The organism is Exiguobacterium sp. 8H, from assembly GCF_902506255.1.
Taxonomy (GTDB): Bacteria; Bacillota; Bacilli; order Exiguobacteriales; family Exiguobacteriaceae; genus Exiguobacterium; species Exiguobacterium profundum.
Window position 1 is genome coordinate 2,376,224 of sequence record NZ_LR733429.1, and the last position, 15,230, is coordinate 2,391,453.

Here is a 15,230-nt window from a genome sequence, read left to right on the forward strand (position 1 = left end):
TAAATGTGATTTAACATTATCATAAAGGCAACGAAGTGAATTGTAAATATAAAGTTCAATATAATTTAACTTTTAGAGGTGACATATGATTGGTGAGCGCATTAAAGCATTGCGAAAACAGAAAAAAATGACTCAGACGCAGCTGGCGGAAGGGATTGTCACAAAATCGATGCTCAGTATGATTGAGAACGGAAAAGCAGAGGCATCGATGCGCAGTTTACGAGAACTTGCCAGTCGATTAGATGTCTCGATGCAACAGTTATTGACCGATCCAAAAGAGGTCGAACTACAGTCGCTGGTGGAAAAGCTAGAATTTGAGGAGATGCAACTCATTTCACTACCGGATCAAAAAATTCGGGAAATGCTCAAGCCTTACTTACAGGAAGAAATGAACTCCGTGTGGCAAGGAAAAGCATATATGCTGTACGGTGATACGTACTTTCAAGAGGGCGAGAATGAGAGAGTACTAGTTTACTATGACCGCGCGATTGAGATTTTTGAGAAGCTAGGTGAGTCCGAAGAATTGGCGATGGGACGAATTAGCCAGGCTTATTATTTATTGATGTGGAACCGCTACGAGGAATCGATTGAACGGATTGAAGCGATAGAACTACTTGATGCAAAATATATGAAAACAAAGACACGAACTGAATATGCCATGTTAATTGTATTTAAGAATCTTCTTTGTGATGAGGATTTAGAAGGGGCAATTCGACAGCTTGAAGACGTGCTCGAGTATATGACACGGACAAGAATCTACTACCGTGCGGACGACGTGTATCGCACCATTTCGATTTGCGCGCTCTATTTGAACGATGAGAAGAAAATTCATGAGTCGTTACAAAAGGCGAAGCAATATATTCAATTCACGGAAGATCGTTTGGCTGAAATCAAAGTGGCACTTTCTGAAGCGCTCTATGCGATGGAATATCGACATGTCAAACTATTAGGAAAGAACATCAAATTGATGGAATCTCTCACGACAGATGTCGAACCATTTATAGCAGCGATTTCGATGGCGAAAGGTGTGTACTACGCTTTTCGAGGGGAAACGGAAATGGGAAGAGAGTGTTTATTGGCATTATGGGAAAACAGAGATGAGTGGAAAACACATAGCTTAGTCGATATCGCGATTTACTACGAAGGTTTATTAAGGGGAACATTGAACGGTTGTGGGGATGACTGGGTGCCAGTCATCGAAGAACAAGTAGCTGAATTCCCGCAAGGACTGTTTCGCAAACGTTTAGAGACATTGCTACAACAAATCAAGGGCTGACGAATCAGCCCTTGAACGTTTGAATCAATGTTCCTTTGCCATGCTCGACTTGTACAGAAGCGTGGGCCCCATTGACGAGTGTCATCTGAGGGGGTACGTGTCCGCAATCGATATCAAAAAAGATAGGAACTTCTAACATATGATGAAGTTCCTCATATACCATTTCGACCGTATAGTCTTGATGCACAGAGGGGGCGTCACTCCGTCCAAATAGAATGCCCGACGTCTGCTCAAACCAACCGGCCCACTTCATTTGAAGAAGGGTCCTTTTTAATGCTGGGACGTTCAGCTCAGCGTTCTCAAAATACCAAAGAATCGGTTCATCGTTCAGGTGATCGCGTTGGAACGTCTTGACGTCTCCATACGGTGTCCCGATTGTATGTAAGAGCACATCGAGACATCCACCGAGCAAGCGCCCCGTTGCGTTTTGACCACCGATCGCTTTCCATTCGGTCGTCTCCGTCAGATGAAACAGATGTGGCGTCGGATTATCATGCTGCCATTCGTTTTGGAACTTCTCGGACGAGCGTTGGATGACCGTTTCGTCGGTCCGCGTCGACAATACATCGAGCCAGCGTGAACTCGTCTCGTCCCACATATCGGCACGCAAGTCGACTAAGTTTGGACCGTGGGCGGAGGCGATTCCGGTTTTTAGCGTATACACAAAAAGTAATAGACTCGTATCCGAATAACCGAGCATCCATTTTGCGGACAAGGACTGCCACTCGATGTGATCGAGGATTTCCATTAAGAGTTCCCCACCCCAGGGCGGAACAATCAAGTCGACATTGTCATCTTGAAGTAGAGATGTCAGTTCATGTGCACGGACTCGAGCCGGAGCGGACTTCCCAAATCGTTGTTTCCACGCATTCGGAGTGAATTGCAATGTGAACCCTCGATTGGAAAACTTATGTTCCGCTTGATGCAATAGATGGTGCAGTTCTTCTGGTATACCTGACGAAGGGGCGGTGACACCAATTTGATGACCGGTTAACTGTGGATAACGAATCATGACAACCTCCTGTGAATAAGTGATATGTTCAGTAGAAAAAATGGGTTATCCACATGTGGACAACTAATTAGAGCGCATCCGTTCGGCATGACGCATTCCCCATTCGTTCATCGCTTCGAGAATCGGAATCAGTGTTTTCCCGTACTCACTTAAGCGATAATCGACACGTGGTGGAACTTCTGGATAGACGGTCCGGATGACGATATCCTGTTCTTCTAAGTCGCGGAGTTGTGCGGTCAATATCTTTTGGCTGATTTTTGGTAACGCGCGTTTCAACTCACTGAAACGCAATGTATCTCCATTGATCAACACGAGGAGGATGGAATGTTTCCATTTTCCTGTAATCAGTTCGAGTGCCGTATCGACTTCACAGCTTGTTATGTTAGTCACGTCGCTCTTCCTTTCCAATAGTATCGTTGAAGTAACTATACCACCTTTTTGTGCCTACTTCTGTAACATCGACCGAGCGGGTATAGTGAAGGGGAGGTGATAATATATGAAAATCGAAAAAATCGAACTCGGTCCGGTAACGCTTCGAGTCCGTGACATTGAACAGGTGACACGATTTTACGTAGACGTGATTGGGATGAGTATTTTAGAAGAGAGCGAAGAGCTCATTACACTCGGTACGAAGGAACGTCCGCTTGTCATCTTGCACAGTGTCCCGCAAGCGAAAACCAATCCACGGGCGGCAGGCTTGTTCCATTTAGCTATTCTGTTCCCGAACCGTGTAGAGTTAGGAAGCATGTTGGCACATCTCATTGAGCGACGCATCGAAGTGGGGCAAGGCGACCATCTCGTGAGTGAAGCCTTCTACTTGAGCGATCCAGAAGGAAACGGGATTGAATTGTATGCCGACCGCCCGAAGGACCAATGGACGTACGAGGCAAACGGCCATGTGAAAATGGCGACCGAGCCTGTCGACTATGAATCGATGCTTCAAGCGGCAGCCAATCGGTCGTTTACTGGTTTACCGATCGGAACGACGATGGGGCACGTGCATTTTAAAGTACGCTCAATCGAGGCGGCGAAACGTTTTTATCATGATCGGCTTGGCTTCTCCATTACGACGGATTCTTATCCAGGCGCACTTTTCCTAGCAGCTGATGGCTACCACCATCACATCGGAACGAACGTGTGGGCCCGTCCGAGCGATCCTGTGGGAATGGAGACCGGAATCGAAGCATGGACGCTTCTCGTCAATGAAGAGACGAACCAGGCGTTAGGCGGAACATCGTCTGAATGGTCGTTGACCGATGAAGACGGGATTACCGTGCATATTAAAAGAACGAACGCTTGAGCGTTCGTTCTTTTTAACGTGCGGATGTTTTCTTCTGACCTGCGTTAAACGAGAGACGAAGTCCGCGTTTTTGATACGCTTGCTCGACTCGTTTAGGATTGAGGCTGAGCTCAAGGTGAGCTAGCTTCAAATGTTCAAGTGCCGGCACCGTGACATCGAGGCGAACGAGCTCCATATTGCGCTCTGCTTTTTTGCGTGTTCGTCTCAAGTTACGGGGCACCTCCTCTGACGTCAGTGCCGCGATCGTTTCATTTACTTGTTGTCGTTTTTCACCCTTGATGCTCAAGGCAGAATACAGCTTATCGAGCGAACCGAATCGTTTGATGAGTTGAACCGATTGGCTTTCGTCGAGCCCGGCAACTGGAGGGATTCCGTCAGAACGGTCTCCTGTCAACGCTTTGACGGCTGACAGTTGCTTCGGTTTCAATCCTTCGTATAGCGCCGCAATCTCTTCTGGTCGAATTTCTAAATGACGCTTGAGTGGCAACGGACGATTATCACGAATGTCACAGCGAGCCTGCATTTGCTGAAGCTCCTGTGTCTGTAACCAAACGGTGATTCGTGGACTGACAAGCTGTAACAAGTCTTTGTCTTTTGTCATGATGACGACAGGGGCACTGCAACTGAATTTACGGGCGATGTGGGCAATCAAGTCTTCCCCTTCATACCCTTCTACTTGGAATTGTGGGATTCCACTATCCTCAAGCAGTTGGCGCATGAGTTCCATCTGCGCTTTTAATTCAGGCGGTGTTTGACGTCTGCGACGTTTGTAGCCTGGGTACAGTTCTCGACGCCATAATGTTTCACGTGAGACGTCCCAAACAACGACAAAATGAGTCGGACGATGTCTGCGTAGAATCGTCCGGATGAGGCCGGTCATTCCGATGACGGCACTCCGATCGTTTTTAGATACCTCGCGTCCTTTTTTCGTTCGGCTCGCGGCGGCACCATAATAAGCACTGGCCAGCATGGAGTTACCGTCAATCAAAAATAGTTTGCGTTCCATGCGTAACCTTCTTTCTATTTCTTTCTGTTTAAACCGAACATCTCGCCATGTTTCGGTGATGTTGTGTCATTGAGTGGGTGACACTCAAATAAGCAACATATGTGCAGTATATCACGGGAAGAGGCGAAAATATAGCGACAGTTCGGTGCAAACGTGAAAAACCCTTCTCCATATTTCGGAGAAGGGTTTAAAGAAAGCATCATTCAGATAATGGTTCTTCCTCTTCGTGAGAGGCGAGAATCAAGTCGACAAAGACGATGCGGTGGTTATCGACTTCACTGACAATCAGTTCATGGTTGCCAGGTAAAAGGAAGCGCTCGCCTGTTCGGGCATTCGCTTTTTGTGATAAAACGAATCCACCGACCGTATCGACGTCATCTTCGATTTCGATGCCGAACCGCTCTTCGAGTTCTTGCGTTAAAACGAGTCCCGAAAGGCGATAATGTTTCGGAGCGACTTCTGTAATTTCAGCCTGTTCGTCTCGATCGAACTCGTCTCGAATCTCGCCGACGATTTCTTCTAAAATGTCTTCAATCGTCAACAGTCCTGCCGTCCCGCCGTACTCATCGATGACGAGACACATCATCGTCTGCGCGTTTTGCATTTTCACCATCGCTTCTTGAAGTGGCGTGAACTCGGTGACGAGCGGCAATTGATGAATGAACGACTCGAACGGTGCATCATTTTTTGAAAGTTGAGCAGTGAAGAGCTGTTTCGCATTCACGAATCCGAGAACGTCATCGCGATCGCCATCTCGTGTGACGGGATAGCGTGTATACTGATGCTCTTCGACAACGGCAATGATTTCTTCAATCGTATCTTCTTCATCGATTGTCACCATGTTCATTCGTGGGACCATGGCATCTTTGGCGATCCGTTCGTCAAAGGAGAAGATATTTTGTACATAAGCCAACTCGTTTTCATTGATCTCACCGCTACGGAAACTTTCCGTCATGATGATTTTCAGTTCTTCTTCCGAGTGTGCCGTTTCTTGCGCTGTCGTCTGTACCCCGAATAAGCGAAGTGTGATTCGAGCCATACTGTTCAAGGCCCGAATAAACGGATAGAAAATTTTTGTGAAGACGTAGAGCGGACGTGCGACGAGGAGCGTCAGTTTTTCCGCTTCATGAACTGCAAGTGTCTTTGGCACGAGTTCACCGATGACGACATGGACGAACGCAATCAATAAGAAGGCAATCAAAAACGACAAGAATGTCACGAGAGATGGCGATATGTTCAATTGTTCGACCAGAGTGTGGATATACGCTTCGATTTGATCGGCACCAATCCATCCAAGGCCGAGTGCAGAAAGCGTGATTCCGAACTGAGAGGCAGAAAGGGAGTCGTCGATATTCTCGATGACTTTTTTCGCGCTGACCGCTCTCTTATTTCCTTCGAGCACGAGCTGGTCGAGTCGAGCGCCACGCACTTTCACAATTGAAAATTCGGCTGCCACAAAAAAGGCAGTCAAAAAGATTAAAAGTGCAACGACGAGTAAGCTGAGTAACATGGGACTGTCCAACAATTCCCCCAAAAATCGGGGAGTCACCTCCATTGAGTATAAGATCAAACGTCTTTCAGGCGTTTCCTGAAAACGAATAGTTTGTTTCAGTATAGTTGATTTGTTTCAAATATTCAAAATGCAGCCAATCATGTTTGATGAAGAGGGGAATGCGGGAACTAAACCCGAGAAGATGAAGGAGGAATTGACATGGCAAACTATCCAGAGTTAAAAGGCAAAGTCGCGGTCATCACGGGCAGCTCGAAGGGGCTCGGTCGTGCCATCGGGGAGCGTTACGCAAAAGAAGGGATGAGCGTTGTCCTGAATTACCGCAGCAGTGAAAAAGAGATGGGAGAAGTCATCCGTGGAATCGAGGCAGCTGGCGGGAAGGCTGTCGCCGTGAAAGGAGACGTCGCGGAGGAAGGACTCGCGGAGAAGATGATTGAAAAAGCCATCTCTGAGTTTGGGAAGATGGATATTTTCGTGAATAATGCCGGCGTACAAGTCGAGGCAAAAACACATGAGATGGAGTTTGATAACTGGAAGCAGATTATCGACGTCAACTTGAACGGGACGTTCCTTGGTGTTCGTGCTGCTTTAAAATACTTCGTTGAGAATGAAATCGAGGGGAACATCATCAATATGTCTTCTGTTCACGAAGTCATCCCGCGTCCGGGGTATACACATTACGCAGCCAGCAAGGGTGGCGTGAAAATGTTCACGAAATCCGTCGCGCTTGAGTATGCTCCAAACCATATTCGTGTCAATGCGATCGCACCTGGGGCAATCGATACACCAATCAACGAGGAGACGATGAGCGACCCGGAAGAGAAGAAGGGGTTAGAAGCGCTCATCCCATCCCACGTCATTGGGAAGCCGGAACAAATCGCAGCTGTTGCCGCTTGGCTCGCGTCGGATGAGTCGTCCTATGTGACGGGGACAACCATCTTTGCAGACGGTGGGCTTTCGCTTTATCCGTCATTCGGTCCAGAGAACAAAGTGCAATAAAAAAGAGGGTGCGATGATGCACTCTCTTTTCGTTTAGCTACTCATTTGATTGGTCATATCCAACTTGGGAAGGGTGACAGTGAACATAGAGCCGTTGCCGATGTTTGAGGTAGCGTGAATCGTCCCACCGTGACCTTCGGCGATTTCTTTACAGATCGCGAGACCGAGACCGGTCCCCCCAATTTTTCGACTTGCCGAATTGTCGACGCGATAAAACTTGTCAAACAATTTTGGTAGCGCGGTTTGGGGAATCCCGATGCCGTGATCTTCAATTGAAATGTCAATCCAATTCGGTCGTTCACATTCGACACGGACATTGATTTCGCCACCACGAGGCGAATACTTCACAGCGTTGTGAAGTAGGTTCATGAAGAGTTGATTGAGTCGCGTCCGGTCTCCGTATACATAGACGTCTTCCGTACAATCGAACGTGATGTGATGGTGTTGGCTCGAGCCTTGATGCACCGAGATCGCTTGTTCAAGAATGGTGGATAGGCGCTCTGGTTCGTTATGATACGTCTGTTGTCCAGACTCCATCCGTTGTACATCAAGCAAGTTTGAAATCAAGTCCTCGAGACGCAATGTCTCTTGATGAATCATTCCTAAATATTTTTCGGAACGTTCAGATGAAAGTTTTCGGAAACGAAGAAGTTCAGTGAATCCAATGATACTTGTGAGCGGAGTCCGGAGTTCGTGAGAGACGGTCGAAACGAGTTCGGTTTTCAGACGGTCGACTTCGGTCTCGTGCGTCACGTCACGGAAAACGAGCATCGTTCCATGGCGTGTTCCTCGCAAGTAAATCTTCTCCGCATACATTTGAATGAAGCGCTCTTCCTGATTCATCGAGAACGTGACGCTCTCTTCTTTACACTGTCCATCGAATGACCGTTCCATGAACGCGGAAAAGGCATCCTTTTGGTCGACCTGCAGTCCGAGCTCCTCAAGGCTAGCGTCTAAACGGTATAAATCGACTTCATTTCGCTGCGTAATCGGTTGATTGAATAAGACGAACAACGCTTGGTTTGCTACTTTCTCACTTGTTGCGTGTTCGACATAGATGACGGCATCGCGAATCGAGTGAAGGAGGCGCGCTGTCTTCTCACGCTCCTCTTCAATCCGATAGCGTTGTGCCGTGAGAGATGTAGCCATTTGCCGGAATGATGTTGTCAATTGCCCGACTTCATTTTTAGATTGGGCGGCCGCCGGTGTCATCGGCTGTCGCTCTCCGGCAAGGCGCTTGCTGTTTTCAATCAACTCTTGCAGTTGACCAGTTAAGCGTCTCACATATGGACGGGCGACGATAAAGAGAATGAAGAGGACACCGAGTAAAGAGAGGAGCCAAAAGGCCTGTGCCCACTTCGTATGGGTCGCAAGCTGAGCACGGAGCGCATCCTCTTCTGCGTTCAGTGAGTTCCGGTATTCCGTGAAGACGCTCTCCATATCGACGATGCTCGCACTCATATCTGCGGCACTTTTTGAATTGATTTTGAATTTACGATCTGCCGGTGGCTCTTGTTGTGGATTCACTTTCCCGAGCGTCGGCATCTTTAAGAAGGGTTCGGTTACACTACCGTCCCGTTTTCCTGCTACATAACGTTCGAGGCTCGGCATGACACGTTCTTGATATGCGTCAAAGAGCGTACGAGCATCGCTCGCGTACGTTTTTTCTTTCTCGGTTACGGCATTCTGCTCGAACCAAGTGGTCTGTTCGTCAATCAAGACTTGTTTATCTTGCACACGCTCTAACATCGCGTCGTCTCCAAGGAGGACAAAGCCGCGCATTTCATATTGCATCGACTGCCATGTCTCGAACAATTCGGTCGCATTCGTGCGCCGTTCACTGATGTTCTCGAGCGATGACGTCGTCTGTTCGATTTGGTTTTCCGTATACACATATACGGCAAGCGACGTGAGGAGGATCAGTCCGATGAATAAGTAGAAGACAAATAAAAATTGTCTCCCGATCCGCTGGTCAATCCATGACTTCATAAAGACCGTTCCTTCCTAGAATGATGAACATTCCGACTGTGACTAATATCCTACGAGTGTCGTTCTTTCATTGTACAGATTCGTTTCTTTATATGCCACAAATTGAGAAATCAAGGCAATGACCACTATTAATCATTGAATAGTAGTGAATGATGTGCTATTGTTCAATGTATAGTAGGGGGTGAGATGATGAATCCTCAATTCAAAAAAGGTGTGCTCAACCTGTGCGTGTTAGCACTCGTCGCGGAACAAGACCGCTATGGGTATGAGCTCGTTCAGGCGATCTCCGCTAAAGTTGCGATTTCAGAAGGTGCGGTCTATCCGTTGTTGCGTCGACTGACGACAGAGGGTTATTTCACAACATATTTAATCGAATCCGGAGAAGGCCCTCCACGGAAGTACTATCAGATTACGGAGCAAGGGCGAACACACTTAGTTGAACTGCGAACGGAATGGGATGTATTCACGAACGGTGTTAATGACTTAATCCGAGGGGGAGACGACAGATGAATGAAGAACAGTACTTGTCAGAGCTCGAACAGCTATTGATGGACGTGAAGGTGAAAGATCGGCTCGATATATTAAGGGATGTGTCTGAATATTTCACAAGCGGTCGATTAGAAGGAAGAAGTGACGAAGAAATGGCACGTGAGTTAGGGGAACCGAGCGTACTCGCATCAGAATTACTCGCCTCTGTCGACGTTGAAGAATCGATCTCGACACGACCAGCTGCGGTTGTCAAAAGCTCGGCGGTAGCCTTCCAAAGCGTTCTTATTCAAGTACAGAATGCGCAGGTGTTCGTCACCCCATCACGAGATGGGTACGCTTATGCGACGCTTGAAACGGAGACCGATCATGGGGTCGTGATGGATATCGTGGGGGACACCCTAGAGATACGGATTGAATCCGAACGTCGTTTTGGTCTTTCGGACCTGTTTTCATGGTTTGGGTCAAAGGCACCTGTACTTCGGGTTGAATTGCCACATCACGCCTATCATCAGATTCAGTTGAAGAATCGTCATGGTTCGAGTGATGTACAAGACCTTCACACGGAACGGTTACACGTGGAGAGTGAGAACGGTCGAATCGTCGCGCATCACATTCAAGCACGTCATGGTGTTCTGCGCACGTCGAACGGAAAGGTGCTCGCATCGAGTTGTCACGGTCACGATTGGGAGCTTCATTCTTCGAACGGTCGTGTCGAAGCGAAACATTCTCAGCTCGAGCGGATCAATATCCATTCCTCGAACGGTCGAATCGATGTCGATCACGTCTCGGGAACGGTCGATGCAAAAACCTCTAATGGACGGATAGACTGTTCCGTACAAGCGATTCATGAACCGATTCGGTTAAAGTCGAGCAATGGGAAAATTGATTTGCATGTCGATGAACGTCCAGAAGATGTGACCATTCGAGCGAAGTCGCGAAACGGGAAAGTCGATGTGTTCGGGGAGGGGTCGAAAGAGTGCGTATTTGGAGACGGGTCGATTGAAGTGAAATTAACAAGCTCGAACGGGAGCATCACCGTATCAGGGTAAACATAGCCCCTCCATCGATCGATGGAGGGGCTATGTTTATAAATCATGCACCAACACATAGGCGACTCGAACGGGTCCATGTACGCCGACGATGAGGTTCATCTCGATGTCGGCCGAGTTCGACGGACCAGAGATGAAATTAACACCGTTCGGGGAATGGAGACCATCTCGATCAAGTGAGGCGAGTTGTTGTGCCGTTTGCGTCATACGTGGAACGAGGACAGATTTCGGGATGATTGCGATATGGTCTTGCGGTAACAGACTGATCGTCCGTGATCTACCAGGCTTCGCATATTGGACGATTGTCGCACTTTCCGCAAATGCCGCATCCGCAATCGTGATTCCGATGTCCGCTCGAATGGCCAGCTCTCGACTCGATTCCGGTTGTGACGAATCCCACCAGGCAAACGTCTCACTTGTTGTAGGTGCCCAAGTGGAAATTCGTGCATCGTTCTCCGCAAGAATCTTTGTTCCATCATAGCGTTCAATCAAGAGGCGGAGCGTATCATCAAGATTCGCAGATTCACATTCCACCAAATCGGTATGGATTCGGGTCGCGACCATGCGAAACGTTTCAAGTAGTTCTTCTTCGCTCGCGCCTTTCAACACCGCATCTTGCGGGCGATGTGTATATTCCCGCTTTGGCGGCGTGAGCTGGACCTCACGACCGAGTTGCTTGGCGATTCGTTGTAGAAAGTCCTCACGGTTTGTGATTGTACCAGGATTCATCAGGCATTCCCCCGTTTCTTGAACCAATCTCGGACAGTCTGTTTGTTCGGTTGTGGCAAGTCTTTCGAGTCTGTCCAAGCCGGTAGCCCTTTCTCAATCTGACCCGATGTGGCAAATGGTGATGTCGCAAAAGGTGCGACATGTTCTGCTGCTTCGAATAAGAAAGGACTCGAGGCCGTGACGGCAAATCCTTTCATCGCAATCCGCTCTACGAAAGGTGATTGCTTTTTCTCCTCTACGATGACGCGTCGATGTTCAATCAACAGCTCGTGCAGCGGAATCTTTACAGGGCACGCCTCTGTACAGGCGCCACAGAGACTCGACGCATAGGGGAGTTCTTTATAGTTCTCGTATCCATCAAGGAGCGGAGCCAAGACGGCACCAATTGGACCTGGATAGATCGACCCGTACGCATGACCACCGATATGGCGATAGACGGGACAGACGTTGATACAGGCCGCGCAGCGGATGCATTGCAAGACCGATTGGAACTGTGTCCCGAGAATACCAGAACGCTTGTTGTCGACGATGACAAGGTGGAACTCTTCTGGTCCATCGACTTCACCGACTGCGCGCGTCCCGGCGAACGTCGTGATGTATGACGTGAGTCGCTGACCGACTGCGCTTCGACAAAGCATATTGACGAGTACCTCGAACTCTTCATAAGACGGGACGACGCGTTCCATGCCCATGACAGAGATGACCGTGTCAGGAAGTGACGTCACCATGCGTCCGTTTCCTTCATTGGTCACAAGCCCGACGGCTCCACTCTCTGCGATGGCAAAATTACAGCCGGTGATGCCGACTTCTGCCTTCAAAAAGTCTTTCCGTAGTTCTTGTCGTGCATAGCGTCCAAGTTCAGTCGGATCGTTCGACCCGCTGTAGCCGTGGGCAGTGAACGTCTCATGCACAGCGTCGCGGTCTTTATGCAGAGCCGGGGCGACAATGTGAGACGGTGGGTCTTCGTCGAGTTGCAAAATCCATTCACCGAGATCGGATTCGACGACAGTACACCCTTCTTCTTGAAGTGACTTGTTCAACCCAATTTCTTCTGTGACCATCGATTTTGATTTCACGACATGTTTGGCTTGTTTCGACCGAACGACTTCCCGGATGTAGCGGTTCGCTTCTTCCGGTGTCTCCGCGAAAAAGACGCTTCCACCACGTTTTGAGACATTCTCGCTCAATTGATATAAGTAATAATCCAGATGTTCCAGCACATGTTGACGAATTTCTTCCGAATGGTCGCGAAACGCTTCCCAGTCCCCGAGTTCACCTGCAGCATTCAACCGACCATCCCGTAGACGGTTTTGAGCCGAACTGACGGCCTGCCGCATGAACGCATCTTCGATTCCATCTTTTCGTCGATCTTGAAACTTCTCATCTAAGCGAATCCCCATGCTCATGCTTGCTTCACTCCTTCGTTTAAGACTTCAGCAATATGCATCACTTTAATCGGATGTCCTTGTTTATGAAGACGTCCGCCGATGTTCATCAGACATGACGCATCCGCTCCGATCAACACCTCTGCGCCTGACTGTAAGATCGAATCGACTTTTTCATCTACCATCTGCACCGACACGTCTGGCATCTTGACGGAGAACGTCCCACCGAACCCGCAACAGTTATGTACGTTCGCGAGGGGGACCATCGTCAGTCCATCGACGTTTCCGAGCAACTTTCCGGGAGCCGCTTCGATTCCGAGGAGGCGGGTCATGTGACAAGACGCATGATAGGTCGCTTTGGCGGGAAACTTGGCACCGACATCTGTGACTTCGAGCACATCGACGATGAACTGCGTCAGTTCGAACGTTTTGGCGGCGTGCGCTTCAGCGCGAGGACCCCATACTGGATCATCTTGGAACAAATGAGGGTAGTCGCGCATCATCATGACACACGACCCCGATGGTCCGACGATATATTCTGCATCTGCTTGTTCAAACGTTTCAATCATGTGCTTGGCAACCTTTTTCGTCTCCTCATGATAGCCGCTGTTGTAAGCAGGCTGCCCACAGCATGTCTGCTCAAAGGGGAACGTCACCTCGCACCCTAAATGTTCGAGTAGTTCGACTGTCGCTTGTCCGACGGATGGAAACAACGTATCAGATAAACAAGTGACGAATAAAGCTACATTCGGCATAGCCATTCCTTCTTTCTTCTGATGATAGCGATTTCAACGTCATTATTTCATAAAGCGTAGGAAAGTGACAGAAAAATGGGGAGAAAAACTGATTTATTTGTAAAATCCTGTCTAATTGATAACGTATCTCACTGAACAGATATTCATCTCTTTTCTGATATAAAACAGCTAAGGAGAACGTATAACAGAAAAAGATCCTCGACACATGACGAGGATCTTCTGTCTAACTTATAGGAAGAACATTTCCAAGATGAAGAGTGCGCCGAACAAGTAGATGAGCGGGTGAACCGTCTCTTTGTTCATCGCTTTGAAGATCGGGTACAAGATGAACCCGAAGGCGATGCCGCGTTCGATGCTTCCTGACAAAGGCATGATCAAAATCGTCATGAAAGCCGGGAAGTATTCGCTAAAGTCGCTCCAGTCGATGTACCGGACATTCGTCAACATGAGTGCACCGACGATAATCAAGGCGGGAGCTGTGATTGCCGCTACGCCAGAAATGGCACCGATAAGTGGGCTGAAGAAGAGTGTCAATCCGAATAAACCAGCGACGACGGCCGTCGTGAGACCTGTACGTCCACCTTGCGCGACACCGGCAGCAGACTCGATGTATGCCGTAGACGGGCTCGTTCCGACGAGTGATCCACCCATTGTGGCAAGTGAATCGGCAAAGAGTGCACGGTGACCATTCTCAATTGTTCCATCTTCTTTTAAGAGACCTGCCTGTTTTCCGACACCGACAAGCGTACCTGTCGTATCAAAAAGAGTGACGAGGAAGAACGAGAGGACAGCACCGAACAAACCGTATTGAATGACATCACTAAATGCCGTCACGGGGTTGACCATGAGTCCTTCCGGAAGTGTTGGCATCGCCGTGACACCATCGATTTTTAAGATATCCATGAAGTATGCTGCAATCCCCGTGAGTACCATCCCGATGAGTAAAGAGCCGGGTACGTTTCGTGAAAAGAGGAGTGCCGAGACGATCAAACCACCGAGTACAAGTAGTACTTCTGGAGAAGACACGTCACCGAGACGTACCAAGTTCGCTTCATCAGCAACAATTAAGCCTGATAATTTTAATCCGAGTGAAGCGATGAAAAGACCGATCCCGGTCGTGATGGCATGCTTCAACGAAGTTGGAATCGCTTGAATCAACTTCGTCCGAATTGGAGAGAGCGACAAAATCAAGAAGAAGACGGACGAGACGAAGACAACACCGAGCGCGGCAGACGGCGCAATCTGTTCTTGGGCGACGAGCGTGTAAGCAAAAAATGCGTTGAGCCCCATTCCTGGCGCCACGGCGATTGGTAAGTTCGCATAAAACGCCATCAAGCCAGTCCCGATGAGGATGGCAATGATTGTCGCCGTGAAAGCTTGTGCGAATGGAATCCCAGCATCAGATAGAATCGCCGGGTTGACGACAGAGATGTACGCCATCGTCACGAACGTTGTGATTCCAGCAGTCACTTCTTGTTTAACATTCGTTCCATGTTGTTCTAATTGAAAGATATTCATCGATAAAACTCCTTATTTCGGTCTATTTCCGAACATTAATTAAAAAAAATGATTAAATTAACGTTATCAACTTGATGACTATACAAAAATGTTTGATTCACGTCAATTGTTTTACGTGAAAAACATGAAAAATGAGGAACAATAGTAAAAAATGTTCGGAAATAAACTTTTTTTTAAAAGAAGCTTGCTCTGAAACGCGTTTCAGAAGATACG

Annotated in this window: 14 protein-coding genes and 1 pseudogene; 5 read left to right on the forward strand and 10 right to left on the reverse strand. The window is 48.2% G+C overall.

The genetic code is table 11. From position 1 onward, the window contains the following. The first annotated feature begins 85 nt into the window (after positions 1–85). A complete protein-coding gene (locus GVY43_RS12300; RefSeq protein WP_159563310.1) occupies positions 86–1,276 on the forward strand; it encodes a helix-turn-helix domain-containing protein in 1,191 nt (396 codons plus the stop codon). Between the two features lie 4 nt (positions 1,277–1,280). On the opposite strand, the gene GVY43_RS12305 is transcribed toward GVY43_RS12300, so the two are convergent. Together GVY43_RS12305 and GVY43_RS12310 are read right to left on the reverse strand one after the other, a co-directional pair. Then, positions 1,281–2,288 carry a S66 peptidase family protein gene (locus tag GVY43_RS12305; protein WP_159563311.1) on the reverse strand — a complete coding sequence of 336 codons (1,008 nt, stop codon included), beginning with the start codon at positions 2,286–2,288 and terminating at the stop codon, positions 1,281–1,283. A 63-nt stretch (positions 2,289–2,351) separates the two neighbouring features. After that, on the reverse strand, positions 2,352–2,678 hold the full coding sequence (locus tag GVY43_RS12310; RefSeq protein WP_015880434.1) for a helix-turn-helix domain-containing protein: 327 nt from the start codon (positions 2,676–2,678) through the stop codon (positions 2,352–2,354). Positions 2,679–2,784: 106 nt separating this feature from the next. On the opposite strand from GVY43_RS12310, the gene GVY43_RS12315 reads away from it, so the two are divergent. Continuing rightward, positions 2,785–3,588, forward strand: coding sequence for a VOC family protein (locus GVY43_RS12315; RefSeq protein ID WP_159563312.1), 804 nt, complete (start codon positions 2,785–2,787; stop codon positions 3,586–3,588). A 13-nt stretch (positions 3,589–3,601) separates the two neighbouring features. Here GVY43_RS12315 and GVY43_RS12320 read toward each other — a convergent pair whose 3' ends face one another. Then, complete coding sequence (locus GVY43_RS12320; RefSeq protein ID WP_031424353.1) at positions 3,602–4,594, reverse strand: 5'-3' exonuclease H3TH domain-containing protein; 993 nt, start codon at positions 4,592–4,594, stop codon at positions 3,602–3,604. Positions 4,595–4,793: 199 nt separating this feature from the next. Beyond that, positions 4,794–6,116, reverse strand: a complete 1,323-nt coding sequence (locus GVY43_RS12325; RefSeq protein ID WP_236548961.1) for a hemolysin family protein — start codon at positions 6,114–6,116, stop codon at positions 4,794–4,796. Between the two features lie 189 nt (positions 6,117–6,305). On the opposite strand from GVY43_RS12325, the gene GVY43_RS12330 reads away from it, so the two are divergent. Continuing rightward, a complete protein-coding gene (locus GVY43_RS12330; RefSeq protein WP_159563313.1) occupies positions 6,306–7,103 on the forward strand; it encodes a glucose 1-dehydrogenase in 798 nt (265 codons plus the stop codon). A gap of 33 nt (positions 7,104–7,136) precedes the next feature. On the opposite strand, the gene GVY43_RS16140 is transcribed toward GVY43_RS12330, so the two are convergent. Beyond that, positions 7,137–7,640, reverse strand: a complete 504-nt coding sequence (locus GVY43_RS16140; RefSeq protein WP_371730238.1) for a sensor histidine kinase — start codon at positions 7,638–7,640, stop codon at positions 7,137–7,139. Then, positions 7,641–9,092: pseudogene (locus tag GVY43_RS12335) on the reverse strand (histidine kinase dimerization/phospho-acceptor domain-containing protein); the annotation flags it as partial. Between the two features lie 189 nt (positions 9,093–9,281). Between GVY43_RS12335 and GVY43_RS12340 the strand changes: the two are divergent. Beyond that, on the forward strand, positions 9,282–9,602 hold the full coding sequence (locus tag GVY43_RS12340; RefSeq protein ID WP_159563315.1) for a PadR family transcriptional regulator: 321 nt from the start codon (positions 9,282–9,284) through the stop codon (positions 9,600–9,602). Then, complete coding sequence (locus GVY43_RS12345; RefSeq protein ID WP_159563316.1) at positions 9,599–10,630, forward strand: DUF4097 family beta strand repeat-containing protein; 1,032 nt, start codon at positions 9,599–9,601, stop codon at positions 10,628–10,630. The genes GVY43_RS12340 and GVY43_RS12345 overlap by 4 nt, the downstream gene beginning before the upstream one ends. Before the next feature lie 36 nt (positions 10,631–10,666). Here the strand turns inward: GVY43_RS12345 and GVY43_RS12350 are convergent, their stop codons facing one another. The 4 genes from GVY43_RS12350 to GVY43_RS12365 all read right to left on the reverse strand — a co-directional run bounded on the left by GVY43_RS12350 (position 10,667) and on the right by GVY43_RS12365 (position 15,011). After that, entirely contained in the window at positions 10,667–11,359 is a 693-nt protein-coding gene (locus GVY43_RS12350) for a lactate utilization protein C (protein WP_159563317.1), read from the reverse strand. Beyond that, complete coding sequence (locus GVY43_RS12355; RefSeq protein WP_305775286.1) at positions 11,359–12,759, reverse strand: LutB/LldF family L-lactate oxidation iron-sulfur protein; 1,401 nt, start codon at positions 12,757–12,759, stop codon at positions 11,359–11,361. The genes GVY43_RS12350 and GVY43_RS12355 overlap by 1 nt, the downstream gene beginning before the upstream one ends. A 2-nt stretch (positions 12,760–12,761) precedes the next feature. Next, the gene (locus tag GVY43_RS12360; RefSeq protein ID WP_074034994.1) at positions 12,762–13,499 is read right to left on the reverse strand and encodes a (Fe-S)-binding protein; all 738 of its coding nucleotides are present in this window, start codon (positions 13,497–13,499) and stop codon (positions 12,762–12,764) included. Between the two features lie 228 nt (positions 13,500–13,727). Then, positions 13,728–15,011 carry an NCS2 family permease gene (locus GVY43_RS12365; RefSeq protein WP_159563675.1) on the reverse strand — a complete coding sequence of 428 codons (1,284 nt, stop codon included), beginning with the start codon at positions 15,009–15,011 and terminating at the stop codon, positions 13,728–13,730. Positions 15,012–15,230 lie beyond the last annotated feature (219 nt).